Here is a 22,783-nt window from a genome sequence, read left to right as displayed (position 1 = left end):
TAAATTTTAAATATTTAAACTGCTTATTTTGAATCAATTTTAAGAATTTATGAAGATAAATTTACAAAAGAGCAAGGCAAGCGCCCTGCTCTAGGAGTTTTACTCGACTTCAGCGTCTATAACGTCGTCGTCTTTTTTATTATTTCCGCCGTTTGCTCCAGCGTTTTCATCTTTTTTATACATAGCTTCTGCTAGTTTGTGGCTAGCTTTGCTTAGGGCTTCTACTTTAGCATCAATTTGCTCTTTTGAAGAATTTTCATCTTTTAAGACCTCTTTTAGATCGTTTAGTGCAGCTTCGATGTTGCTTCTATCCTCAGCTGGAACTTTCTCGCCAAGTTCACTCATACTCTTTTCAGTTTGATGAACTAGTGCATCAGCTTGGTTTCTAGCTTCAACTGCATCTTTACGCTTTTTGTCTTCTTCTTTATGAAGCTCAGCATCTTTTACCATGTTGTTTATCTCTTCTTCGCTTAAGCCGCTTGATCCAGAGATGGTGATGTTTTGGGCTTTGCCAGTTGCTTTATCTTTTGCTGAAACGGTTAAAATTCCGTTTGCGTCAATGTCAAACTCAACTTCTATTTGAGGAACACCTCTTGGAGCTGCTGGGATGCCTTCAAGATTGAAATTTCCAAGTGATTTATTATCCCTTGCAAACTCACGCTCACCTTGTAAAACCATGATAGTAACGGCACTTTGATTATCTTCAGCAGTTGAGAAGACTTGACTTTTCTTAGTTGGTATGGTTGTACCTTTTTCGATGATCTTTGTCATCACGCCGCCAAGTGTTTCGATACCAAGGCTAAGTGGAGTTACGTCAAGAAGTAGCACGTCTTTTACGTCGCCTTTTATAACAGCGCCTTGGATAGCAGCACCGATAGCTACGACTTCATCTGGATTAACGCTCTTATTTAGCTCTTTACCAAATGCTTTTTTGACCTCTTCTTGAACTAGTGGTACACGAGTTGAACCACCGACCATTACGACCTCTTTGATGTCGCTTTTATTTAAACCAGCATCTTTTGTTACCTCATTTATCTTAGTGATAGTCTCTCCCACAAGTGAGTCGATCATGCCTTCAAATTTAGCACGAGTTAGCTTTTTGACAAGGTGTTTTGGACCAGTCGCATCAGCTGTGATAAATGGTAAATTTATCTCAGTCTCTTGAGCTGAGCTTAGCTCTTTTTTAGCATTTTCAGCAGCCTCTTTTAAGCGTTGAAGTGCCATGATATCGCCTTTTAGATCAATACCATTTTCGTTTTTAAACTCACTTACTAGCCAGTCAATTATCTTGTTATCAAAGTCATCACCGCCTAAGAATGCGTTACCGCCAGTTGCCAAAACTTCAACGATATTATCACCAGTCTCTAGCACTGTAACGTCAAATGTACCACCACCTAGGTCGTAAACTAAAATTTTCTCAGCCTCTTTTTTATCAAGACCATAAGCAAGTGCTGCAGCTGTTGGCTCATTGATGATACGAAGTACGTTTAGTCCTGCGATCGTTCCAGCCTCTTTTGTAGCTTTTCTTTGGCTATCATTAAAGTAAGCTGGCACTGTAATAACCGCATCTGTCACCTTCTCGCCAAGATATGCTTCAGCATCTTCTTTTAGTTTGATAAGAATTTTTGCTGAAATTTCTTGTGGAGTATAAACCTTACCAGCGATCTCAACCGCGCAAGCACCATTTCTGTCTACAACGTGATATGGCAAGCGGTTTTTTGCCTCTTCAGCATTTTTTTCATTGCTCATCAAACCCATGATACGTTTGATAGAATATATCGTTTTTTCAGGATTTGTAACTGCTTGACGTTTTGCAACGTCACCTACTAGAATTTCACCCTTGTCTGTGAAAGCAACAACTGATGGAGTTGTGTTTTTGCCCTCTTTGTTTGGGATAACCTTGCTCTCGCCACGCTCAAAAACGCTCACACAAGAGTTTGTTGTACCTAAGTCTATACCTATAACTTTTGACATATTTTTCCTTTTTATTAGATTTTATTTTTATAAATTTAGTTTGCTACACTGACCATAGCTGGGCGCAAAACCCTACCATTTATCATATAGCCTTTTTGCAAAGCTTGCACGATTTGACCACTCTGCTTCTCTTCGCTATCGACCCTTAAAACGGCATTATGCACATTTGGATCAAACTCGGCATCAGTTGCGATCTCGCTCACGCCATGCTTTTCAAAACATTTCTTAAACTGATTTATTGTTATCAAAATGCCCTCTTTGATCTTTTTGGCAAATTCATCATCCTCTGGGTCAAAATTTGCAGCGATCTCGAGCGCATCGATGACTGGTAGCAAGTCCCTTGCAAATTTCTCATTTGCATAGCTTGCAACGTCTGCTTTCTCTTTTTCATAACGCTTTTTAATATTTTCAAACTCAGCATTTGCTCTGTAATATTTATCAGTGATCTCGCCAAGCTCTTTTTCGAGCTTTTCCACTTTTGAGATATCGCCAAGTGCGTCTAAATTTACGCTATCGCTAGCTGCCTCTTGCACTGGCTCGACCTCAGGTAGATTTTGCTCTTTTACCTCTTCGCTCACGCGGCCTCCTTTATTAGATTTATAAATTTCACATAATCAGTATAAACACTGCCAGCGCAGATCATCTGCGCCTCGCTACCAAGGTAGTTTGCTTTAAATTTAAGCCCCATGTAATTTTCATCAAACATAGGAGAAAATGTAAGTTCTTCATCCATCTGCAAGCTAAAACTTGGGTCAAAAACCATCTTAAAGCGTCTATCCTTAAACATATCAAAGGCTAAAATCTCATTTTCTTGGAAGTAAATTTTAGTCCTTTTAAGCTCTCTTATCTTGTTTTTTAGTTCGCTTAAGCCAACTTGAGAGCAGATAAGCTCAAGCTTGTCTAAACTAACTCCGATAAGGTTGTTTAAAAATTTATACATCCTAGCATCAAATTTGATAACGATCTCATCACCGCTAAAATTTAAGACCAGATATCTATCATCTAAATTTAAAATTTCTAGCAGCTCTTTGTCGATTGTGCCAAAAATCATACAATAAAGCTCAAACTCATCACAGAGTATCTTTAAGCTTCTTGGATCATTTATCTCTAAATTTATGTCGCTTTTAGCAAAAATTTCACTCCAATATCTTCTCATCGCAGCAATGGTTGGGATCCTACCGCCACTGATGTGAAGTTTTGTGATCTCACCCTCATCTGAAAGCTTTTTGAAATAAACACGTATCGTAGATGCTGGTATCGCCACGCTCATGCGAGAGCCAAGCTCGTTTGAGCCAATAGGCGCATTGTTCTGCAAATAGGCTTCAATGATAGAATTTAGTATCAAATTGCGTTTATTTGTTTTATTCACTTTTAGCACTCTTTCTTTTTAATTGCTAAGCAGATTATACAACTTTAGTTTATCAATGTCAAGTATATAAGTTAAAAAAATTTATTTATGTATCTTTAGTCTATATAACTAAGCTTCTTTAATATTAATTGTATAAGCCTTTCCGAAAATAAAATTACAAAAAATAATTAAACAAACTTAAAAGTCTTTTATATTGCCTCTACGTTCTAATATTTTTATACGTTTTTACGTACTAATATAATTTTTTATAGTATAATATATAATATATTTTAATTTATTTATACGTATTATTATTATTTATATATTATTTTATGTATATTTAATAAAATAGTCCGTATAATACTTTAATGATTGAAACAAGTGATATATTTAATTTGCTTCACAATGCAGTTGAGGCAAAAAATATCGGTAAGAAAATTTCACAAGCAAAAATGGCAGAAGAGCTTGGTGTACCAATGAGAACATATCAAGATTGGAGGCTTGGCAACTCAAAGCCACAAGCTGCTGCTGCAGTTTGCAAACTTCTTTGTGAGCTTGACGACGATGAAATATTATTTGTTATCAATAAGATGAGAAAGTTATTAGGAAAATAGATGGAAAATTTGACACAAAAAGAGAGAATAGACCTTGAGAGCGTGTTTGCAGCTATCTGCACTAAGAAAGAGCCTAAATTTTTAGGTTTCTATAAAGACTTTTACTCGAGTGCGATTTTAAAATTTTACGTAGTTAAAGACAGAATTAAAAAAATAAAAATCAAGAAAAATTAGTTTTATATTATTTGAGCAGAAAAATATTTTTTACTGCATTTAAAGATTAATAATTTAGATAAATTCTCCTTAAATATTGACTTTATTTAAAGAGAATTTGCCGACTTATTTCTTACCAAATTTAGCTAACGCTCTTTGATAGTCCTCTTCGCTATCGATGCCGATACTTTGACTCTCAACCTCTAGCATTGCTATCTTTTTACCATTTTCTAGGGCGCGCAGCTGCTCAAGTTTTTCGGTATTTTCAAGGCTTGAAGTAGCAAGAACACAAAACTCTTTTAAGCTTTTTACGCTGTATCCATAGATGCCTAGATGCGCTTTATAGCTTTTACACTCGCTTCTGTTAAATGGTATCCTTGATCTTGAAAAGTAAAGCGCATAGCCTTCAAAATCAGTCACTACTTTGACTAAATTTTTATCATCCGCAAACTCATCGTCCATCTTTTTGCAGCAAGAAAACATAAAGGCCTTTTCTTTATTTTGCTCGCAAAACGCCCTAAATTTAGCAATATTTTTAGGCTCAATAAATGGCTCATCAGCCTGAACATTTATGATGATCTCACTCTCATTTAGCCCTAAAATTTGCGCTGCTTCGTTTATCCTGTCAGTGCCACTTTGATGATCTTTGCTAGTTAGCACAGCTTTTATGCCGTGAGCCTTGGCGATCTCTAGCACGCTTGACTCATCCACAGCAACCACCACATCATCCACACCACTTACTCTAAGAGCCGTTGCCACAAACATTGGCACGCCATTTATCTCTTTTAAAATTTTGTTATTAAACCTTGTTGAAGCAAGGCGAGCTGGGATGATTATCATCGCTCGATCCATTCTAGGACGCACTTTTCGATCTCGTCCTCTTTTATGATATTTTTGTGTAAAATTTTCGCGCTAAATAACGAATTAATCGAGCTTGGTACGCTGTCATTTAAAATTTTAGCAGTTTTTGCCAGCGCATCTTTTTCATCCTTTGTATCTTTAATCTGGCACGCCTTGATCATGCTTGGCGTAAATTTCACCCAATGCGCAGTCGATGTGATGACGTTTATGCGGCTAGCATCCACCATCTTAAAGCAAGTAGCCGTATGCGGATCGATCGCGTAGCCGTCCTTTGCGAGCTTTGCGATGTATGTCTCGCACTCTTTGTCGTCGCACCAGCTAGCCTCAAAGTCCTCTTTTAGCGCCTCAAGCTCTTGCTTGCTAAGCTTATAAAATTTATTTTTAGCTAGGCTTTGCATGAGCTCGTTGGTTCTAACGCTGCCAAATTTATCAAATAGCAAGCGCTCGACGTTTGAGCTTATCAAAATATCCATAGCTGGGCTTATCGTCTTAACCAGCTTTTTGTCTCTTAGGTCGTAAACGCCAGTGGTGAAAAACTGCGTCAAGATGTTGTTTGCGTTTGAGGCGATCTTGATCTTGCCGATCTTTGCGCCCATTTTTTTAGCGTAGTATGCTCCAAGTGCATTGCCGAAATTTCCACTTGGCACGATGATATCAAAGCTCTCGTTTGCCTTAAGCGCCTTTTGTTTTAGCAAATTTGCGTAGGCGTAGGCGTGGTAGATGATCTGAAAGAGAATTCTGCCAAAATTTACCGAGTTTGCCGCGCTTAGTTTAAGGCGCTTTTTCTTCAGCTCAGCCTTAAATTTATCATTTGCAAGTAGCGTTTTTAACGCCCTTTGAGCGTCGTCAAAGTCGCCTTTTATGCCAAAAACCTTTAAATTTTCACCCTGCATAGTCTGCATCTGAAGCTTTTGCACCTCGCTCGTGCCGCCGTCTGGATAGAGGCAAACGACCTTGATATTTTCATCGTTTGCAAAGGTTTGAAGTGTCGCAGGGCCCGTGTCACCGCTAGTTGCGCACATAATAAGATATCTTTCGCCTCTCTCTTTTGCTAGCTGGCTAAGCAGCGAGCCAAAGGGCTGAAGCGCCATATCCTTAAATGCCCTAGTTGGGCCGTGATATAGCTCATTTACGTATAAATTTTTATCTATTTTTTTAAAAATGACTGGGTGCTTTGGATCGTCAAAACTCGCGTATCTCTTAACCGCCTTTTTGAAAAAAGCCTCTGGCACATCAAATTTAAATAGCGAGATAATGCAAAGTGCTAGCTTCTCGTAGCTTAATTGTGAGAACTCTTGCCACTTTGATCTTGTTATTTTTGGAAGCTTTTTTGGCGCATAAAGTCCGCCGTGAGCGGAGCTTGGGCTAAGCATGGCTGTGCTTAAATTTACATTTTTTACCTTTTCATCTTTTACGCTTCTAGTTGGTATTAGTCTCATTTTTTGCCTTTTTTGGTTGATTTTTTTATCCAATTTTCATATTTTTTAAAAACCTCTTTTGGCTTAAGTGCCAAAATTTCTGGGGTTTCGTAGCTGTGGTGCTTTCTTATAAATTTAGCTACTTTTTTAAATTTCGCGTCCGTTTTTATAAGTAAAATTTGCTCTTTTTCATCACAAAGCTTCTCTTGCCAAAGATAAATGCTCTTTGCGCTAAAGCTACTCACGCAAGCTGCAAGTCCCTTTTTCACGAGCTTTTTGCTTAGTTTTTTTGCCTCTTTTTTCTTTGCGACTGAGGTGATTAAAATTCTCATTTTGATCTAAATTTTCCTTTTAAAAAGTGGCTCATTATAACAAAATGGGCTTAAATTTGTCGCTCTAAAACCTTTTTAAACTCTTCACTTAGTGTAACTTCAAGCATGATAAGCGATACTGGCAAACCAAAATCTTTTGCCTTTACATAGTCCTTTTGCGTCATCAAAAGCGAGGCTGAATCATATCTTTTTAAAATTTCTTCTAACTCATCTTTTGAAAAATCATAATGGTCAGGAAAAAAGACTTGAGCTACGCACTCATCAAAGAATGGCTTAAGACGCTCTGGGTTTGCTATGGCAGTAACTAGAACCATTTCTTCGCTTTTATTTAAAATTTCACTCTTTCTAAAATGAGTTTGTCCTTCACTAGCGATAAAATCAGCAAATTTATAAAAGCTAAATGGATATCTATAAGCCCCGCTTGGTAAGCAAAATTTTAGTCTTGGCTCTGGGTTTGGACGCACTAGAATGTCAAATTTGGCTATGTCGAATTTAGAAAATCCGTCATCTAGCAAAATATACTTTGCGCCATACTCTTTGGCATATTTTATAGCTAATTTCCTATCTTCGCTTACTATCACATTTGCGTTTTTAAGACTTGTGGCATATATCATTGCCTCATCGCCACTTGCTGCTACGTCAAGTAAAATTTCGCCATTTCGAGCGACAACTTGCATGCCTTTGCTTTTTCTTTTATAGCCTCTAAGAATGATAAAAGCACCTTCGAAATTTTTAGCAATTGCCACGCAAAGCGGGGTCTTACCACTTCCTCCAAGTGTCAAATTTCCCACGCTTATTATCTTTATGCCAAAGTCTATTTTTCTAGCAGTAAATTTCTTAAAAATAACAATAAGAAAATAGATAAAACTTAGTGGCAAAAGTAAAAATGCTAGTAAAATTTGAAAGAAATTTGGGCGAAAGAAGTATTCATTCGCCCAAGTATGCAAGAAAATATTTAATTTCTTAAACACGAGTTTTAGAAATTTCTTTTACTTTGTTACAGATGTATTGCACCTCTTCATCGCTCAGACTATGATAAATAGGCAATGACAACACTTGCTGATAATTTTTTAAAGCATTTGGAAAATCATTTACTTTAAGCGAGTATTTATTTTTATAATAACTTAGTAAATGTATCGGTATGTAGTGCAATGATGTGTGAATGCCATGCTCCAAAAGCTCTCTAGCAAAGCCATCACGATTTTTGTTTATCTTAATAATATACTGAGTGTAAATGTGCTCGCGTTTTTTGACAGGGATTGTTATATTGCGGCACTCACCAAGCTCTTTATCATAAATTTTTGCGATCTCTTGTCTTCTTTGTATGAGCTTATCTGTTCTTTCTAGCTGCGCAATAGAAAATGCTGCATTTATCGAGTTTATATCATACTTTAAGCCAATATCTACGACATCATAAATATAACTCAAGCTACCAAATTTATCAATGCCATTTACAAGAGCATAGTTGCGAAGTAATTTTGCTCTTTTATAAATTTCCTCATCATTTGTCGTAAAAAATCCAACCGTTGATATAGGATTTTGTACACGCGAATGTGTCTGGAAGCATGACAAAAAGGAGTCTGAGCCAACTTTTTTACCATTGTATGTTAGTCCCATACCGCGATTTGCATCATCTAAAATTTTTACGCCGTATTTCTCACAAACCGCCGTTATCTCATCCATCCTAGCACTTTGACCTGCGATATGAGAGATAAAAGCACATTTTAATTTTTTGTGATTTTGTTCTTTTAGTACTTTCTCAAGGGCATCTGGGCAGATGTTAAAATCTTCTTCATCAACATCCACAAAAATAGGTTCAGCATCAAAATGTCTAACAGCTTGTGCAATGCTAGGAAAAGCATTTATGGAGCAAATGACCTTATCTCCGCGTTTAGTGTCAAGCGCGCTTAGTGCCAAGTGATGTGCGGCTGCGATATTATTTGTGGTAACTACAAATTTTGCACCAAAATACTCTTTTAACTTCTCTTCAAATCTAGCAACGATATTAGTAGTATTTTCAGAGTGCAAAGCCTCCTCAATAAGCTCACTTTCACGCTCAGTGATAGTTGGTCTATAAAACGGAATCTCTCTCATCTTTAATCCTTTAAATTTTCACTATCAACGGCATTTGTCGTTTAAACCTGTTTGAAACAACTCTATTTTCTATATCCGATACTGCTTTTAATCCAAACTTTTTGATGACTTGCTCCTTGTTATTTTCTAAATTTTCTAAAATCTCATCAATAACAGCATAACTGTAACCTATGTCGCCTTCGTCACTTTGACCATCCCACAAATCAGCCGAAGGTGCTTTGTTGATAAAATTTTTATCAACCCCAAGATGTTTTGCAAATTCAAAAATTTCACTTTTGTAAAGCTCTCCGATAGGATTTATCGCACATGCTAAATCCCCAAATATCGTACCGTATCCAAGCATAAGCTCACTTTTGTTGCTTGTTCCGATAACTAGAGCGTTTATACTAGATGAATAATCATAAAGCAAGCTCATTCTAACTCTAGCTGCTAAATTCCCTTTTCTTAAATTGCTTAAATTTACATCTATCGTTTCGTAAAAGGCATTTAAAATGCCCTCTATGGATAAAACCTTATATTTCATGTTTAGTTTTTCGCATAAATTTAAGGCGTCATCCATATTTTGTCTGTTTGATGATGCTGTTGGCATGATGAGTGCATGAGTTTCATTTGGTTTTGCTCTTGCACACAAAGTCGCTACCACAGCAGAATCAATACCTCCACTAACACCCAACAACAAATTTTTATCTTTAGTTTTATCTTTTAAGCTAAAAACTAAAGTTTCTTCAATCTTTTGATACTCCTTCATTCTTCCTTTGCCTATATTTGCTTCCTTTTGCAAAAATTATACTAAGTAAATTTAAAATTTTTCTTTAAGTTTAAGTAAAAAGATGTAAAATTTTAAGAAATAATAAATTTAAGGTAAAAAATGAGAGTAATACACAAAAGTTTTGGAGATTTTGGCACTAATTGTTACATCGTTACAAAAAATGATTCATCTTTAGTGATAGATCCAGGAGATGGGGCAAAAGAATGGGTTTTACAAAATGCCAAAAATTTAAAAGCCATCCTTTGTACTCATGGGCATTTTGATCATATTTTTGATGCTGGTAAGTTAAAAGATGAGCTAGAAATTCCAGTTTATATTAACAAATTTGATGCTTTCATGTGTGAGAGTGATATTTTTGATTATATGAAAAGTACTTTTGCTCCAGATGTTTTAGTTGATAATGATGAAAATTTTAACATTGATGATTTTTGCATCAAATTTCATCATTTTCCAGGACATACACCAGGCTGCTCGATGATAGAGATAGATGACACGATGTTTAGTGGGGATTTTTTATTTAGAGGAAGCATAGGACGCTGGGATTTTCCTTTTTCAGATAAAAACGAGATGCTAAAAAGCCTAGAAAAGTGTAAAAATTTAAAAGGCAACTTCACGCTTTATCCAGGGCACGGAGAAGGCAGTACACTAGAGGTCGAGCAAAACAATATTGATTATTGGATAGATATAGTAAAAAATAGCTAAAAATTTCGGTGGTATTAATTTCAAATTTCAAGCTTCTAGAATACACTTAATCACTATTAAAAATTTATATTTTTTATAAAGCTAAGACTCAATCAAAAAGGGTAGAGAAATTTTATATGGGATCTATTTTAAATTTTGAAAAGATCCGAGCGAAAACTCGCTCGGATATAATGTTTTAGAAGCTATATTTTGCTTCAAATCTTATACGATTTTGTTTAAAGCTTTCGCTATCTTTTTTATCTTTAGCAGCTGCATACCAAGAAAGGAATGTAAGTTTTTTGCTGTATTTGTAGCTAGCATCAAGATACCATTCGTTTCTTTTTGCTCTCTCTTTACCAAGTGCATAGCTTGTACCTTTACCTTGAGTATATCCAGCACCAAAGCCAAATTTATCTATATCATACCCAGCATTAACAAACCAGTAGTCGTTATTGCCCTTGATGTTATTGTAGTATTGTTGGCCACCACTCATTACACCATTTAAGATCTTAGTTGGGTTGATTAACTGTCCATTTCCATCAATTGATGTAAATGCGATTTTGTCTTTGTTTTTAGCGTCATTTTCTTTGTTTTTAGCGTCAAAGTCTAAATAACCAGCGTTAAGTTTAGCACCAAATAGTTTTGTACCAGCTTGTACTGCCCAGAAAGTTGCGTCAACTACTTTTTTATGATCTGAGTCGCTATAAGCATATTGACCTTTTAAGTTTAGATTCACATCATCAGTTACATTAAAGCTTACACCAGCTTCAGTGCCATAAAGTGTAGCAACCTCTTGGATATTTGTAATTGCTACTTTGAATGATACTGGATCATAGCTACCCATAGCACCTAAATTATAGATATTGCCAGCAGCATCACTAAATTCATCACTGCCAAGTCTTGACAATAATGGGCCATCTATATCTGGGCTTTTAGCTTTATATTTAATGTGTCCAAAAGCATCTTTTTTTGGATCTCCAACTGTTGCAGGAGGAACTGGATCCTTTCTATCTATTTCAGCATCGTTATCAATAGCATCATAAGCAGCAGCTGTTAAAGTAAGACCAGGCACGTCAGTACTTACTACTTTTAGACCAGTGCCAGCTATATCACTATCAATGAAGAAACCTTTGACAAGTTGTTTACCAGCTGTGATAGTAGTATTAGCTACCTTGTAGCCTAGATACATTTCATATACACCAAATGATCCGGTTGTGTTTGTTTTATCTGTGCCAGCTCCTGCATTATCACCAGAACCATCTGTAGCAGAATATCTTAGTCTCAAAACACCAAAGAAGTTATCATCTATTGCAGCTTTAAATGCTGTTTCCATTCTAAAAGCATGGCCAGCACCATTACCTTTTACAGTATCATTAACTTTTGAACTTTTAGTACTATCATTTGTATAACGATATCTTGCAAATCCTGAAAGATCTACATTTTTTATAGCTTCTTCAAGTGGAGTTGCACTTGCAACGCTTGAAAATGCACCTAAAGCAACCAAAGCAGCTAAGCTAACTTTTGTAATTTTCATCTAAATCTCCTTTTGATAAAAAGTTTTGAAAGGATATTATCATAGAAAATTAATTTTATTGCTTAATTTTTCTTAAAAATTTAAAAAATGTTACCAATTATTTACCAAAATAGGATAATGAGATAAAGATTGTCTTTTTAAAATTTCGTTTTATTTGGGATTAAAAATCAAAAATTTTTACTTACTTTTAGCTATTAGCCTTAGCTTCTTCTCGCTCTTTTTTCTGCCTTATAGCAGCTTCTTTTTGGATATTTTTTTGTTGAGCCAAGAAGATATGCTCTTCAAGTGTGACAAGTTGAAATACTCCTTCAAAAATTTTTATATCTTTAACATATCCAAGCACTTTTACTTCTCTTTTTCTGCTCTCTTCAAATCTTGCTTGCGCGTCAAATTCCACCACGTCACCAAGCTTTAGCGGTCCAAAGAAATTTATTCTAGCCCCGATACTAACGCAAAATTCTTCATTAATGGCTAAAAGAGCGGCATGATTTGCGCCCATAAAAATAAATCCGCTATGAATAAGCCCCTCAGTATCGCACACCATATCATCCGTAGTAAAAAATCTAGTCTTTGCGTGATTTTTTTCAAGTAAAAATGCCGTTCCACTAAAATTTAGCTTTGTTAAAGGAGCTGTTTTTATCTCATTTCTTAGCGGATTTTCATCTTCTGGTAAGATTATTTGTGATTCATCTTTTATATCATAGATATTTTCTTCTGCCATTTTTATCCTTAAATTTTAACTCTAACATATGCTCTTTTTGGCGCTGGGTAGCCCTCGATGGTCTTTGTAATGTCTTCTGGGTCTAAGAAATTTCCAAGACTCTCTCCATCTATCCACTGCGTTTTTCGCTGCTCATTTAGATCAGTCGCCTTTGTTTCAAGTAAGGTAAAATCCCTAAATTTAGCTCTCTCGCACCAGTTTTGAAGTGCCGAGAGTGTCGGTACAAAGTAGATATTTGGAATTTTTGAGTATCTATCCTTTGGACTTAGCGCAAAGTCACCCTCCATATCAATATACATAGTATCTAAAAATAGCTCTCCTCCAGGATTTAGTGCGGTTTTTAGCTCTTTTAGCATCTTGATAGGATCGCTTCTATGATAGATGACACCAAGGCAAAAAATGGTGTCAAATTTCGCTCCAAATTCTGGCAAACTCTCTACTCCAAGAAGCTCGTAAACAATATTTGAGCGGATAAATTTATTTAAAAAAGTAAACTGCAAATATGTATGCATGCTAGGATCAAAGCCAGTTATGCTTTTTGGACTGTATTCAAGCATCTTAAACATATAATATCCATTGTTACAACCCACATCAGCCACACTTTTGCCAGCTAAATTTAGGTGTGAGGCGAGGATATTAAATTTAATAAAACTTTGCCACTCGCTATCTATATATATATCATCAAGTAAAAATGGCCCTTTTCGCCAAGGCTTTAGGCTAAGGGCGAGATCAAAAATTTCATCTTTTTTAGCTTGATCTAAATTTTTAAATTTCACATTTACACTATCTTTTAACTCAAGCTCGCAGTCAAAATTTGCTAAATTTTCTATCCTATTAAAAATTTGCTTTTGTTGCTCGTTAAATTTGCTAAGATCCACGCTATTTCCAGTCGACGATATTGTGCGGACACTCTTTTTGGTAGGTGCCAGTCGCATCATAATACTCTTTACAATCATTATAATATTGAGTAGAAACTCCACGCTCATTCATATAAAGACAACCATTGCAAAATAGCGCTATAAAGCCTAAAAATATAATCTTTTTCATGTGGCAGATTTTATCATAAATAAAAATTTTATGCTAGAATAGCAGGCAGTTTTAGAGCCAAGTTTGGCTAATATTAAGCAAAAAAGGCATTTTATGCAAAGAAGAGATTTTTTTAAATTCAGTAGTTTTTTAGGTGCAGCGAGTCTGCTTCCAAGTGTCACTCTAGCTAGCGACGAGCCAGCAAATCCAGTCGTAAGAAATTTCGATGTAAATTTTAAACACCAGCTGCTCGAAAAGGGCAAAAGCTCAAGAATTTGGTTACCACTTCCACTAAGCACCACTTATCAGCAACTAACTCAAGACTACGTCATAAATACAACCGCTAAAAACGTCTACATTTCAGATACGCTAATACCTACAATGTATGCTGATTTTGAAGAAAATGAGCCAAGACCTATCTTAAATGTGCAGTTTAAAATCCAAACAACAGAGCGCAACACTGACTTTAGTAAGGTAAATTACGATCCAAACGAGAAGGTAGATCCTGCAGTTTTAGAGTTTTTAAAACCAACTTCACACATCCCAACTGACGGCGTCGTAAGAGCAAAAGCGCTAGAGATTATCGGCAATACTAAAGGCGATTTGGAGCGTGCAAAAGCGATCTATACGTGGGTTGCAAACACTATGCAGCGTGATAACAGCATTCTAGGATGCGGCACAGGCGACGTTAAAGCGATACTTGAAAGTGGTAAATTAGTTGGCAAATGCACTGACATAAACTCAGTTTTTGTGGGACTTTGCAGATCAGTTGGCATCCCTGCAAGAGAAATTTTTGGTATCAGGGTTGGTCAGTCTAGATTTTCAGATCAGATGGGTAGCGCAAAAGATGGCGTGGCTAAAATTTCAGGCGGACAGCACTGCAGGGCTGAGTTTTATCTAAAAGGATATGGTTGGATACCGGTTGATCCAGCGGATGTCACAAAGGTAAGACTGGGAGAGAAGCTAACAAATGACGACGCTAAGATCAAAGCTGTTAGGGATTATTGCTTTGGCAACTGGGAGATGTGCTGGATAGGCTTTAACTACGGACGCGACTTTATCTTAAAGCCAACCCCAGAGCAAACTCCGCTAAACAACTTTGGCTATCCATACGCTGAGGTTGATGGCAACACACAAAACTATTATTCGCCAAAAGAATTTAGCTACGACTACGTCTCAACAGAGCTAAAATGAGAGCCTTTTGGCTGATACTAACATCCATAGGTAGTGCTATCGGCGCTACCTTGTGCTGCTTGCCGGCACTTCTTTTCTTGCTTTTTGGCACATCTTTTTCTTTTCTATCTTGGACACAAAATTTATACGAGTACCGCGTCCCTTTAAGCGTAGTGGCCGTCATTTGCTTTGTGATCTCAGGTGTGGCTTTATTTTACAAGCCAAAAAGCTGCAACCTAAGCTATAAAAAGAAAAAATGGATACTTATATATATACTTTTTGGAGTGATTTTGCTTTTACTCCTTACATATCCCGAGCTTTTAGGAGAAATTTATGCGTAAAATTTTAGTTTTAGCCCTTTTAGTGGCTGCAAGCTACGCTGATAAAAAGATAGAAATTTCAGTACCTAGCATGCACTGTCCGCTTTGCACGGCGATAGTGCGAAAGGCTGCACTTAGCGTTGAGGGCGTAAAAAAAGCAGACGTATCGCTAAAAGAGCGAAAAGCTGTCGTTATAGCAGATGACAAGGTCGATGAAAAAGAGCTTTTAAAGGCGGTCGATGCGACTGGCTATAAGGGCGAGATAAAATAAATTTACGGAGGCAAATATGTCAAAGAGTGAAATTTTAAAGAAATTTGAGACACTTTCTGCGATACCACACTGCAGTTATGAGACCGATAAGATGCGTGATTTTCTAGCTAGCTATGCAAAAGATAAGGGCTGTGAGGTCGCAGTCGATAGCTTTGGCAACATTCATGCGTTTAAAGGCAAACCAAAAATTTGCTTGCAAAGCCACTACGATATGGTCTGCATGGGCGATGCTCCAAAGATCGAGATAGTTTACGGTGATGATGGCTACATGAGAGCCAAAAACTCATCTCTTGGCGCAGATAATGGTATCGGCGTAGCTATCATGATGCAGATGATAAGCGAATTTGACGACATTGAGTGCCTCTTTACAAACAATGAAGAAGTCGGCATGATCGGAGCCACTGGCTTTAGTGGCGAGTTAAAAGCCGACAAGCTTTTAAATTTAGACAGCGAAGAGGACGATAGAGTCACTATCGGCTGTGCTGGTGGTGTAAATTTATTTGCCACCATCTCGCTTAATAGCAAAAAAACAAAAGAGAGCACGCTTTATGAAGTAAAAGTAAGTGGGCTTCCTGGCGGACACTCTGGCAACGAGATACATAAAAATATCCCAAATGCGATCAAGATTTTGGCGGCATTTGTGACTAAAAATGGCTGTAAGCTTGTCAAATTTGAAGGTGGCGAGCGAAGCAACTCTATCCCAAGTGGCGCAACTGCACTGGTTCTAAGCGATAAAGAGCTAAAAAGTGAGTGTGAAAATTTAAGCGTGAAAAAGCTTGGCATGGGAGATGAAATTTTAGAAAATGGCGAGAAAATTTTAGCACTAATCAATTCATTTTCACAAGGCGTAAGAGCCTATAACTGCGAGCTAGGCATACCACAAGATAGTGTAAATCTCTCACTTGCAAAGATCAAAGATGATGGCACACTTGAAGTGGAGTTTTTCGCAAGGTCAATGAGCAAAGATGGGCTAAATAGAATGGAATTTGAAATTTCTGAGCTTGCAAAAGCGCTTGGCTTTGAGGTCATCGCAAAAGATAGAAATCCTGCTTGGAAGCCTATAAATGATAAATTTGCAAACGACATCCTAGAGGAGCTAAAAATTTATAAGCCAAATGCAAGGATAACAGCCGTTCACGCCGGACTCGAATGTGGCGTGCTTTTGGAGAAAAAAGCGGGTCTTAGCGCTTGCTCAATAGGACCAAACATCCACTCACCTCACTCAATAAGAGAATGCTGCGAAGTTGAATCTGCGCTTTTTATAGAAAAAGTCGTTCGCGGTATCGTTAAAAAATATAACTCATAAAAAATAAAATTTGCTAGAAATTTCTAGCAAATTTTATCTATCAAATAGGCTAAGTCAAATTTACCCGCAAACTCGAGCAATTTTAGACTATTTCCCAAACTCATAAACGATCTTGCCACTTTTTATCGTAGTAGTCGCTGCGCCTTTTAGCTTTTTGCCAAAAAGCGGAGAATTTATAGATTTTGAGCGGTTTATCTTTTCATCATAAACGTAATCGATCTCAGGGTCTATCACAGCGACGTCAGCTAGCATGCCCTCGGCAAGTCTGCCTTTATCTTTTAAATTTAGCATTTTAGCCGCATTTGTCGATGTTAGCTCCACCATGCGCTCTAGGCTTATGACGCCCTCATTTACGAGCTTTAGCGTAAGTGGCACAAGAGTTTGAAGACCAATGATACCAAATGGCGCCTTGTCAAATTCCACTATCTTTTCATCTGTGTGGTGCGGGGCGTGATCGGTGGCGATAACGTCTATAAGACCGCTTTTTAGTGCCTCTCTTACTGCTTTTACGTCGCTTATCTCACGAAGTGGTGGCGACATTTTGAAATTTGTATCGTAGGCATTTTTCAAAATTTCATCGTCGCTAAAGCTAAAGTGGTGTGGTGTCGCCTCACATGTGATGTTTATGCCCTCTTTTTTGCCCATTTCGATGATCTTTAGCGAGTATTCCGAGCTTACGTGAGCGATGTGGATGTGCGCTTTAGTGAGCTTTGCAAGTAGCATATCACGGCTCACTGCGATCTCCTCTTTCTCCCTCGCCATGCCGCGAAGTCCTAGTATGGCCGAGACCTTGCCCTCGTGCATGACGCCCTGTCTGCAAAGCGAGCAGTCCTCTGAGTGGCTTATACAAAAGCTACCAAACATGCTTGAGTACTCAAGTGCCGCTCTCATCACGCTTGAGCTAGTCACTGGTAGGCCGTCATCACTAAATGCAACTGCTCCAGCCTCTACAAGATCGCCCATTTCAACGATCTCGTTGCCGCCAAGCCCTTTGCTGATGGCTGCAATTGGCAAAAGATCGATCAGCCCGCAGTTTTTAGCCTTTTCTATCATCGCTCTTGTGATTGAAGCGTTGTCATTTACTGGGTTTGTGTTGGCCATGCAAAGGCAGGTTGTCACTCCTCCAGCTACGGCTGCCTGCGAGCCTGAGATGATATCGTCTTTGTACTCTTGGCCAGGATCGCGAAAGTGCACGTGCATATCGATAAGTCCTGGCATGACTAGCTTATTTGTGGCGTCGATGACCTTATCAGCCTCAAATTTCTCACTTCCGATTTTGGCTATTTTGCCGTTTTCTATTAGGATATTTGCCTTAAATTTCTCGTCGCTATTTACGATAGTGCCGTTAATTATTGCTATTTTCATCGTTAGCCCCTATTTTTTGCAAGCGTATTTAGTATCGCCATTCTTATAGCAACGCCGTTTTCAACTTGATTTAGTATGACTGAGTGCGTACCATCAGCCACGTCTGAGTTTAGCTCTACACCCCTATTTATCGGTCCTGGGTGTAGCACGATCGCGTCAGGCTTTGCTAGCTTTATCCTATTTTTATTTAGTCCAAAGAATTTCGAGTACTCTCTCGAGCTTGGAAATGCCACGTCCGCACCGCCACGCTCTAGTTGGATGCGAAGCATGATGATGACGTCGCTACCCTCGCAAGCCTCATCCATATTTTTGCAAATTTGAGACTCAAAGACCTCAGCATCTTTTGGCATCATCATCCTTGGCGCGAAGAGCTTTAAATTTATGCCAAATTTCTTCATCGCCCAGATGTCTGACCTTGCCACGCGGCTTCTAGCGATGTCGCCGATGATCGCTACATTTAGGTTTTTATCCAAAATTTTGCCATGCTCTCTTAGCGTGAAAAGATCAAGCAAGGCTTGGCTTGGGTGCTCATTTGTACCGTCCCCTGCGTTTACGACGCTAGCCTCTGTTCTATCAGCTGCAAATTTTGCCGCTCCAGAGCTTGGATGACGAAGCACGATGATGTCAGTTCTCATAGCAGCCATGTTATTCATCGTATCATTTAGGCTCTCGCCCTTTGTCACGCTTGAGCTTGATGAGCTGAAATTTATCGTATCAGCTCCAAGTCTCTTTGCTGCAATCTCAAAGGATGTCCTAGTTCTTGTCGAGTTTTCATAAAATGCGTTGATCGTGGTCTTTCCACGAAGATAGTCATTTTTTTTCACTTGGCTTAAATTTAGCTCCTTAAACTCTTTCGCCGCGTCTAAAAAATATAAAATTTCTTCTTTGCTAAGCTCTCTAGTTCCTATCAAATCTTTATGTTTGTAGCCCATTTTAAGCCTCTTAAATTTATTTTGCTACGAAGTCGCAAGCTGGTTGGTAGCCGTTATCACAAGCTTTTTTAAATAAAGCCTTTGCTTTTTCTTCGTTCTTTGCTTCGTTTGCGTCTTTATCTTTTACAAGGCCATAAGCGATCATTTCGCCTAGTTTTTCGCAAGCCATGCCTTCGTTTTCGTCACACATTTTTGTAAAAATTTTCTCAGCCTGAGCTCTATCTTTTGCTACGCCGTCGCCGTTAAATAGCATGATCGCATTCATCGTGCAAGCTTTTTTCTCTCCCTCTCCGCAAGCCTTATTAAAATAAAGATAAGCTTCATTAAAATTTTTCTTTGCATAAAGCTCGTTTGCTTTGTCTAAATTGTCATTTGCCATAGCATTTAACGCAAAAACTGCTGCCACTAAAACTAAAATTTTCTTCATTTTCTTTCCTTATTTAAATAATTTTGAATGATGTTTTTTCATATATTCAACTATCTCTATGACCTCGTCGCTACCGCTAGCGTCTGAATTTTCTAACGCATCATCGATGCACTCAACATAAAGATTTGCCGCCTCTTCAAGTTTGTCTTTTTTTACTCCAGCATAGTAGAACATCGCCTCAAGCACCATACTAAGCTCATAGCTAAGTTCTTCTACGCTTACCTCTTCTTCTTTCATATTTCCTCCTGTGTTTTTTTAGTTATTAGATCTACTATCTGGGCTTTAATCGGCTCGTAGCTAAAGCCATCTTTGAAATTTGCGAATAGCCCACCGCTTGCATTTACGTGTCCGCCACCACCAACTAGATGCTTTGCCATGGCACTAACGTCAAGCTTGCCATTTGCGCGAAAACTTAGCGTTTTTTTATTTGTCACGTCGATAAAGAAGTCAAATTCAGGATTTGCCACTAAAAAGTCGTTGCCAATAACTGAAACGTTGCCAATATTGTAGGTTAAAATTCCTTTATGATCTTTATAGCTTATGCTAAATTTCTCTTTATTTTCACTAAGTTTTTTTACGACGTAGTTTGAGATAAGATTACTTAACGTATCGTCTTTATCCTCTTTGAAAAATGACTTTTTAATAGCATGCACCTGCATATCAAGGCCAATATAGTCGTTTTTTTCGTTAAAAAATTTACTCGCTTCTTTTAGGACGTGATCCATATAGAGGTTGTTTTCGGCTTCAAACATCACCTTGTTTATCTCTTTAGCGTTTGCTACAAGTCCCAAGCAGACTTTGCCCATCTCAAAATTTTTATCATCTTTTAGCCAGATATCCACAGCATTTACGACGTCGCTAAAAATTTCAAGCTCTTTGTTTTTGCCAAAAATTCCTGCAAAAAAGTCGTAAGTGATCTTTGTGGCGCACCTTGAACTATCCAAAAAATACCATGAGTAAGCGCTCGCGCACTCGGCACCGCTTTGGTGATGATCTAGCAAAAATAGCTTTATATTTTTACCCTCTATCATCTCAGTAAAGCTCTCGCACTGAGCTAGAGTTAAATTTAGATCAGTGATCAAGATAATGTTTTTATCATCATTTGAGACATCTATCTCAGATAAAATTTGAGCAAATTTATCATCTATCTCTCTGCCGTAGTTTGAGTTTAGAAATTTCACATCTTTGAAGTAAAAATTTGTTATGTATTGCGCGCCGTATCCGTCAAGATCGGTGTGCGAGAGGTGATAAATTTTCATCGTTTTCCTTTATAAATTTTCTATTTCTATGACGCCAACCGTTTCAAATGGCGTATTTGCCGAGATTTCAGCAAAGCTTAGCACCACGATGTCGATGGCAAAATTTGCGCAGATATTTGCTATAAATTTTCTTAGGCTTGGCTCCACGCAAAGCACCATTTCGCCGTGCTGACTCATCGGACGTTTCTCTTTTTCATGTCTTAGTGCCTGAACGATCGCTGAAGTTTGAGCCACATTTATCATAAGGTGATGCGCGCCGTCTTTATACTGCACCGCGTCCATAAGCTTTTGCTGCGCAGCACTATCTAAAATGTAAAAATTTAGCTGACCTTTCTCATCGACATAAAGCGAGGTGATGACACGTGAGAGCGCTGCACGAACGTGCTCGATGATCATATCTAGGTTTTTACTAACCTCGGCGATATCACTAATAGCCTCAAGTATACTAAGCAGGTCTTTGATCGGAATATTGTCTTTAAGCAGCGTTTTTAAGACCTTTTGGATCAAATTTATAGGTGCGATTCTTAGCGTATCCTCTACTACAACTGGGTAATCGATCTTTAGCTTGTCGAGCAAATTTTGCGTCTCTTGGCGAGTCAGAAGCTCGGATGCATTTTGCTTGATAAGCTCGCTCATATGCGTTGAGATGACGCTTGCAGGATCAACTATCGTGTAGCCACTAAGTATGGCGTCCTCTTTGACGCTAGCATCGATCCAAAGTGCATCTAGTCCAAAAGCTGGCTCTTTTGTTGGAATTCCCTCGATATCCTCACTCACAAGACCACTATCCATCGCTAGAAATTTATCCGCGTAAATTTCACCCTGACCGATTACGATGCCTTTTAGCTTAAAGCGATACTCATTTGGTGGGAGTTGAAGGTTGTCGCGGATCCTTATCTTTGGCATCAAAAAGCCAAGGCTTGAAGCGATATTTCGCCTCATGGCACGAATTCTCTCAATGAGATCCACGTCAGCTAGCTTTAGCAAGCCATATCCTAGGTCGAGCTCTAAAATTTCAAGCTTCAAGATATCATTTATCTTTGTCTCTTCTTCTCTTGCTATCTCTTCATCGCTTTTCTTTGGAACCTTAGCAGCGGTGCCACTTGTCGCACTAGCTCCTGCGGCACCAGGCACACCTGCTCCAGCCTTTTTAGAAGCAGCTTTGTCTTTTGGTGCAAGGTTTAAATTTAATCCACCATCTTTGGTCTGCTTAATGATGTAGCCAAGCCCCAAAAATAGTACTGCAATAAAGCCAAGAGAAAGAGTCGGAAGTCCTGGGACAAGGGCAAACATAAATAATATGAAGCCCACTATTAGCAAGGTTTTATAATCCCCTAATAGCTGATTTAGCGTACCTTCTGCAAAGTCCTCATCGTCCTTGCTGGCCCTTGTGATGATAATGGCTGTCGCTGTTGAAGTAATAAGTCCTGGGATCTGGCTCACAAGACCGTCACCGATAGTCAGGATCGTATAGTACTGAGCCGATGTCGCCATATCAAGGCCGTGTTGAAATGAGCCGATAGCAAAGCCGCCGATGATGTTAATTATAGTGATGATGATGCCAGCGACGGCATCACCTTTTATAAATTTAGACGAACCATCCATTGCGCCGTAAAAATTTGCCTCACCGATGATGGCTTGGCGTCTTTCACGCGCTGTTTTTTCATCAATCAAACCTGCGTTTAAGTCCGCATCTATCGCCATTTGCTTACCTGGCATCGCATCAAGTGTAAAACGCGCTTGCACCTCGCTCACACGGGTTGAGCCCTTTGTTACGACCATAAAATTTATGAGAACCAAGATACAAAAGACGATGGTGCCGATGACAAAGTTGCCGCCAACGACGAAATTTCCAAAGCTTGAGATGATCTCACTGACCGCTTCTGGGCCATTGTGACCTTCGCTTAAGATCATACGCGTGGTTGCGATATTTAGCGAGAGGCGAAAAAGCGTAACGATAAGAATTAGCGTCGGAAATGTACTAAGATCGGTTGGTTTTGGCACATAAATCGAAATTAAGATTATAAGCACAGAAATCGAGATCGAAAGTGCCAGGAAAAAGTCAAGCACCGCACTTGGAAGCGGTACGATAATGATAGCAAGGATGGCAACAATGATACCAACAATGCTAAGACTTTTAAACTTAACAATTGGCGCAAGAAACGGCGCAACAAGAGTTAAGATATTATTTTTTTGCTTTGCCAA

General features: G+C 38.3%; 26 protein-coding genes. 7 read left to right on the top strand and 19 right to left on the bottom strand.

The genetic code is table 11. From position 1 onward, the window contains the following. Positions 1–99: 99 nt before the first annotated feature. From dnaK to CVT05_RS07305, 3 genes are read right to left on the bottom strand one after another with little or no spacing between them, the layout of a single operon-like run. Complete coding sequence (dnaK, locus tag CVT05_RS07315) at positions 100–1,974, bottom strand: molecular chaperone DnaK (protein WP_107698320.1); 1,875 nt, start codon at positions 1,972–1,974, stop codon at positions 100–102. A gap of 35 nt (positions 1,975–2,009) precedes the next feature. Continuing rightward, on the bottom strand, positions 2,010–2,552 hold the full coding sequence (gene grpE / locus CVT05_RS07310) for a nucleotide exchange factor GrpE (protein WP_009294121.1): 543 nt from the start codon (positions 2,550–2,552) through the stop codon (positions 2,010–2,012). Beyond that, the gene (locus CVT05_RS07305) at positions 2,549–3,343 is read right to left on the bottom strand and encodes an HrcA family transcriptional regulator (RefSeq protein WP_107698371.1); all 795 of its coding nucleotides are present in this window, start codon (positions 3,341–3,343) and stop codon (positions 2,549–2,551) included. Before CVT05_RS07305 ends, grpE begins: the two co-directional genes overlap by 4 nt. Positions 3,344–3,690: 347 nt before the next feature. On the opposite strand from CVT05_RS07305, the gene CVT05_RS07300 reads away from it, so the two are divergent. Beyond that, positions 3,691–3,936 carry a DNA-binding protein gene (locus CVT05_RS07300; protein WP_072594609.1) on the top strand — a complete coding sequence of 82 codons (246 nt, stop codon included), beginning with the start codon at positions 3,691–3,693 and terminating at the stop codon, positions 3,934–3,936. Then, positions 3,937–4,110 carry a hypothetical protein gene (locus tag CVT05_RS09365; RefSeq protein WP_021091517.1) on the top strand — a complete coding sequence of 58 codons (174 nt, stop codon included), beginning with the start codon at positions 3,937–3,939 and terminating at the stop codon, positions 4,108–4,110. A 105-nt stretch (positions 4,111–4,215) separates the two neighbouring features. Here the strand turns inward: CVT05_RS09365 and kdsB are convergent, their stop codons facing one another. Genes kdsB through CVT05_RS07270 form a run of 6 tightly spaced genes read right to left on the bottom strand, consistent with a single transcriptional unit; the run spans position 4,216 to position 9,542 of the window. Next, on the bottom strand, positions 4,216–4,929 hold the full coding sequence (gene kdsB, locus CVT05_RS07295; protein ID WP_107698319.1) for a 3-deoxy-manno-octulosonate cytidylyltransferase: 714 nt from the start codon (positions 4,927–4,929) through the stop codon (positions 4,216–4,218). Next, complete coding sequence (gene thrC / locus CVT05_RS07290; RefSeq protein WP_107698318.1) at positions 4,926–6,389, bottom strand: threonine synthase; 1,464 nt, start codon at positions 6,387–6,389, stop codon at positions 4,926–4,928. The genes kdsB and thrC overlap by 4 nt, the downstream gene beginning before the upstream one ends. Then, positions 6,386–6,700 carry a divalent-cation tolerance protein CutA gene (cutA, locus tag CVT05_RS09730; protein ID WP_103578738.1) on the bottom strand — a complete coding sequence of 105 codons (315 nt, stop codon included), beginning with the start codon at positions 6,698–6,700 and terminating at the stop codon, positions 6,386–6,388. The genes thrC and cutA overlap by 4 nt, the downstream gene beginning before the upstream one ends. A gap of 50 nt (positions 6,701–6,750) precedes the next feature. Then, complete coding sequence (locus tag CVT05_RS07280; protein ID WP_107698317.1) at positions 6,751–7,671, bottom strand: tetraacyldisaccharide 4'-kinase; 921 nt, start codon at positions 7,669–7,671, stop codon at positions 6,751–6,753. Beyond that, positions 7,664–8,794 carry a DegT/DnrJ/EryC1/StrS family aminotransferase gene (locus tag CVT05_RS07275; RefSeq protein ID WP_107698316.1) on the bottom strand — a complete coding sequence of 377 codons (1,131 nt, stop codon included), beginning with the start codon at positions 8,792–8,794 and terminating at the stop codon, positions 7,664–7,666. The genes CVT05_RS07280 and CVT05_RS07275 overlap by 8 nt, the downstream gene beginning before the upstream one ends. 10 nt (positions 8,795–8,804) lie before the next feature. Then, positions 8,805–9,542: an NAD+ synthase gene (locus tag CVT05_RS07270; RefSeq protein ID WP_107698315.1), complete on the bottom strand. Its 738-nt coding sequence runs from the start codon at positions 9,540–9,542 to the stop codon at positions 8,805–8,807. 120 nt (positions 9,543–9,662) lie between these two features. Between CVT05_RS07270 and CVT05_RS07265 the strand changes: the two genes are divergently transcribed. Beyond that, positions 9,663–10,265, top strand: a complete 603-nt coding sequence (locus tag CVT05_RS07265) for an MBL fold metallo-hydrolase (RefSeq protein WP_107698314.1) — start codon at positions 9,663–9,665, stop codon at positions 10,263–10,265. 175 nt (positions 10,266–10,440) lie between these two features. On the opposite strand, the gene CVT05_RS07260 is transcribed toward CVT05_RS07265, so the two are convergent. From CVT05_RS07260 to CVT05_RS09360, 4 genes are all read right to left on the bottom strand, one after another. Then, positions 10,441–11,778 carry a major outer membrane protein gene (locus CVT05_RS07260; RefSeq protein WP_107698313.1) on the bottom strand — a complete coding sequence of 446 codons (1,338 nt, stop codon included), beginning with the start codon at positions 11,776–11,778 and terminating at the stop codon, positions 10,441–10,443. A 187-nt stretch (positions 11,779–11,965) separates the two neighbouring features. Beyond that, positions 11,966–12,499: a thioesterase gene (locus tag CVT05_RS07255; RefSeq protein ID WP_103589560.1), complete on the bottom strand. Its 534-nt coding sequence runs from the start codon at positions 12,497–12,499 to the stop codon at positions 11,966–11,968. An 8-nt stretch (positions 12,500–12,507) separates the two neighbouring features. Beyond that, the gene (gene cmoB, locus CVT05_RS07250) at positions 12,508–13,377 is read right to left on the bottom strand and encodes a tRNA 5-methoxyuridine(34)/uridine 5-oxyacetic acid(34) synthase CmoB (protein ID WP_234400581.1); all 870 of its coding nucleotides are present in this window, start codon (positions 13,375–13,377) and stop codon (positions 12,508–12,510) included. 1 nt (position 13,378) lies between these two features. Further along, complete coding sequence (locus CVT05_RS09360; RefSeq protein WP_002942642.1) at positions 13,379–13,546, bottom strand: hypothetical protein; 168 nt, start codon at positions 13,544–13,546, stop codon at positions 13,379–13,381. A gap of 93 nt (positions 13,547–13,639) precedes the next feature. Between CVT05_RS09360 and CVT05_RS07245 the strand changes: the two genes are divergently transcribed. The 4 genes from CVT05_RS07245 to CVT05_RS07230 are packed head-to-tail and all read left to right on the top strand — an operon-like array spanning position 13,640 to position 16,595. Beyond that, positions 13,640–14,719 carry a transglutaminase-like domain-containing protein gene (locus CVT05_RS07245; RefSeq protein WP_107698312.1) on the top strand — a complete coding sequence of 360 codons (1,080 nt, stop codon included), beginning with the start codon at positions 13,640–13,642 and terminating at the stop codon, positions 14,717–14,719. After that, positions 14,716–15,039 carry a hypothetical protein gene (locus CVT05_RS07240; RefSeq protein ID WP_009294140.1) on the top strand — a complete coding sequence of 108 codons (324 nt, stop codon included), beginning with the start codon at positions 14,716–14,718 and terminating at the stop codon, positions 15,037–15,039. The genes CVT05_RS07245 and CVT05_RS07240 overlap by 4 nt, the downstream gene beginning before the upstream one ends. Further along, positions 15,032–15,289 carry a heavy-metal-associated domain-containing protein gene (locus CVT05_RS07235; protein ID WP_009294141.1) on the top strand — a complete coding sequence of 86 codons (258 nt, stop codon included), beginning with the start codon at positions 15,032–15,034 and terminating at the stop codon, positions 15,287–15,289. The genes CVT05_RS07240 and CVT05_RS07235 overlap by 8 nt, the downstream gene beginning before the upstream one ends. Positions 15,290–15,305: 16 nt before the next feature. Then, positions 15,306–16,595, top strand: a complete 1,290-nt coding sequence (locus CVT05_RS07230; protein ID WP_107698311.1) for a M28 family peptidase — start codon at positions 15,306–15,308, stop codon at positions 16,593–16,595. An 87-nt stretch (positions 16,596–16,682) separates the two neighbouring features. On the opposite strand, the gene CVT05_RS07225 is transcribed toward CVT05_RS07230, so the two are convergent. From CVT05_RS07225 to flhA, 6 genes are read right to left on the bottom strand one after another with little or no spacing between them, the layout of a single operon-like run. Further along, positions 16,683–17,960, bottom strand: a complete 1,278-nt coding sequence (locus CVT05_RS07225) for a dihydroorotase (protein ID WP_107698310.1) — start codon at positions 17,958–17,960, stop codon at positions 16,683–16,685. A 2-nt stretch (positions 17,961–17,962) separates the two neighbouring features. Then, positions 17,963–18,892, bottom strand: a complete 930-nt coding sequence (locus CVT05_RS07220) for an aspartate carbamoyltransferase catalytic subunit (protein ID WP_107698309.1) — start codon at positions 18,890–18,892, stop codon at positions 17,963–17,965. A gap of 16 nt (positions 18,893–18,908) precedes the next feature. Next, entirely contained in the window at positions 18,909–19,319 is a 411-nt protein-coding gene (locus tag CVT05_RS07215) for a tetratricopeptide repeat protein (protein ID WP_107698308.1), read from the bottom strand. A gap of 9 nt (positions 19,320–19,328) precedes the next feature. Then, on the bottom strand, positions 19,329–19,556 hold the full coding sequence (locus CVT05_RS07210; protein ID WP_021089755.1) for a hypothetical protein: 228 nt from the start codon (positions 19,554–19,556) through the stop codon (positions 19,329–19,331). Continuing rightward, positions 19,553–20,578: a DHH family phosphoesterase gene (locus CVT05_RS07205; protein WP_107698307.1), complete on the bottom strand. Its 1,026-nt coding sequence runs from the start codon at positions 20,576–20,578 to the stop codon at positions 19,553–19,555. The genes CVT05_RS07210 and CVT05_RS07205 overlap by 4 nt, the downstream gene beginning before the upstream one ends. Before the next feature lie 9 nt (positions 20,579–20,587). Continuing rightward, the gene (flhA, locus tag CVT05_RS07200) at positions 20,588–22,783 is read right to left on the bottom strand and encodes a flagellar biosynthesis protein FlhA (RefSeq protein ID WP_107698306.1); all 2,196 of its coding nucleotides are present in this window, start codon (positions 22,781–22,783) and stop codon (positions 20,588–20,590) included.

Source organism: Campylobacter concisus, assembly GCF_003049705.1.
GTDB classification, from domain to species: domain Bacteria; phylum Campylobacterota; class Campylobacteria; order Campylobacterales; family Campylobacteraceae; genus Campylobacter_A; species Campylobacter_A concisus_AR.
This window is presented reverse-complemented; position numbering and strand designations above follow the sequence as displayed.

Excerpts from the sequence above, each read along its gene's own strand:
- CVT05_RS07265 (WP_107698314.1), top strand. The coding sequence starts at position 9,663 with ATGAGAGTAATACACAAAAGTTTTGGAGATTTTGGCACTAATTGTTAC.
- CVT05_RS07205 (WP_107698307.1), bottom strand. The coding sequence starts at position 20,578 with ATGAAAATTTATCACCTCTCGCACACCGATCTTGACGGATACGGCGCG.
- CVT05_RS07240 (WP_009294140.1), top strand. The coding sequence starts at position 14,716 with ATGAGAGCCTTTTGGCTGATACTAACATCCATAGGTAGTGCTATCGGC.
- CVT05_RS07220 (WP_107698309.1), bottom strand. The coding sequence starts at position 18,892 with ATGGGCTACAAACATAAAGATTTGATAGGAACTAGAGAGCTTAGCAAA.
- CVT05_RS07235 (WP_009294141.1), top strand. The coding sequence starts at position 15,032 with ATGCGTAAAATTTTAGTTTTAGCCCTTTTAGTGGCTGCAAGCTACGCT.
- CVT05_RS07275 (WP_107698316.1), bottom strand. The coding sequence starts at position 8,794 with ATGAGAGAGATTCCGTTTTATAGACCAACTATCACTGAGCGTGAAAGT.
- CVT05_RS07255 (WP_103589560.1), bottom strand. The coding sequence starts at position 12,499 with ATGGCAGAAGAAAATATCTATGATATAAAAGATGAATCACAAATAATC.
- CVT05_RS07270 (WP_107698315.1), bottom strand. The coding sequence starts at position 9,542 with ATGAAGGAGTATCAAAAGATTGAAGAAACTTTAGTTTTTAGCTTAAAA.
- kdsB (WP_107698319.1), bottom strand. The coding sequence starts at position 4,929 with ATGATAATCATCCCAGCTCGCCTTGCTTCAACAAGGTTTAATAACAAA.
- cutA (WP_103578738.1), bottom strand. The coding sequence starts at position 6,700 with ATGAGAATTTTAATCACCTCAGTCGCAAAGAAAAAAGAGGCAAAAAAA.
- CVT05_RS07230 (WP_107698311.1), top strand. The coding sequence starts at position 15,306 with ATGTCAAAGAGTGAAATTTTAAAGAAATTTGAGACACTTTCTGCGATA.
- CVT05_RS07300 (WP_072594609.1), top strand. The coding sequence starts at position 3,691 with ATGATTGAAACAAGTGATATATTTAATTTGCTTCACAATGCAGTTGAG.
- CVT05_RS07215 (WP_107698308.1), bottom strand. The coding sequence starts at position 19,319 with ATGAAGAAAATTTTAGTTTTAGTGGCAGCAGTTTTTGCGTTAAATGCT.
- thrC (WP_107698318.1), bottom strand. The coding sequence starts at position 6,389 with ATGAGACTAATACCAACTAGAAGCGTAAAAGATGAAAAGGTAAAAAAT.
- CVT05_RS07245 (WP_107698312.1), top strand. The coding sequence starts at position 13,640 with ATGCAAAGAAGAGATTTTTTTAAATTCAGTAGTTTTTTAGGTGCAGCG.
- CVT05_RS09365 (WP_021091517.1), top strand. The coding sequence starts at position 3,937 with ATGGAAAATTTGACACAAAAAGAGAGAATAGACCTTGAGAGCGTGTTT.
- CVT05_RS09360 (WP_002942642.1), bottom strand. The coding sequence starts at position 13,546 with ATGAAAAAGATTATATTTTTAGGCTTTATAGCGCTATTTTGCAATGGT.
- CVT05_RS07210 (WP_021089755.1), bottom strand. The coding sequence starts at position 19,556 with ATGAAAGAAGAAGAGGTAAGCGTAGAAGAACTTAGCTATGAGCTTAGT.
- CVT05_RS07225 (WP_107698310.1), bottom strand. The coding sequence starts at position 17,960 with ATGAAAATAGCAATAATTAACGGCACTATCGTAAATAGCGACGAGAAA.
- dnaK (WP_107698320.1), bottom strand. The coding sequence starts at position 1,974 with ATGTCAAAAGTTATAGGTATAGACTTAGGTACAACAAACTCTTGTGTG.
- CVT05_RS07260 (WP_107698313.1), bottom strand. The coding sequence starts at position 11,778 with ATGAAAATTACAAAAGTTAGCTTAGCTGCTTTGGTTGCTTTAGGTGCA.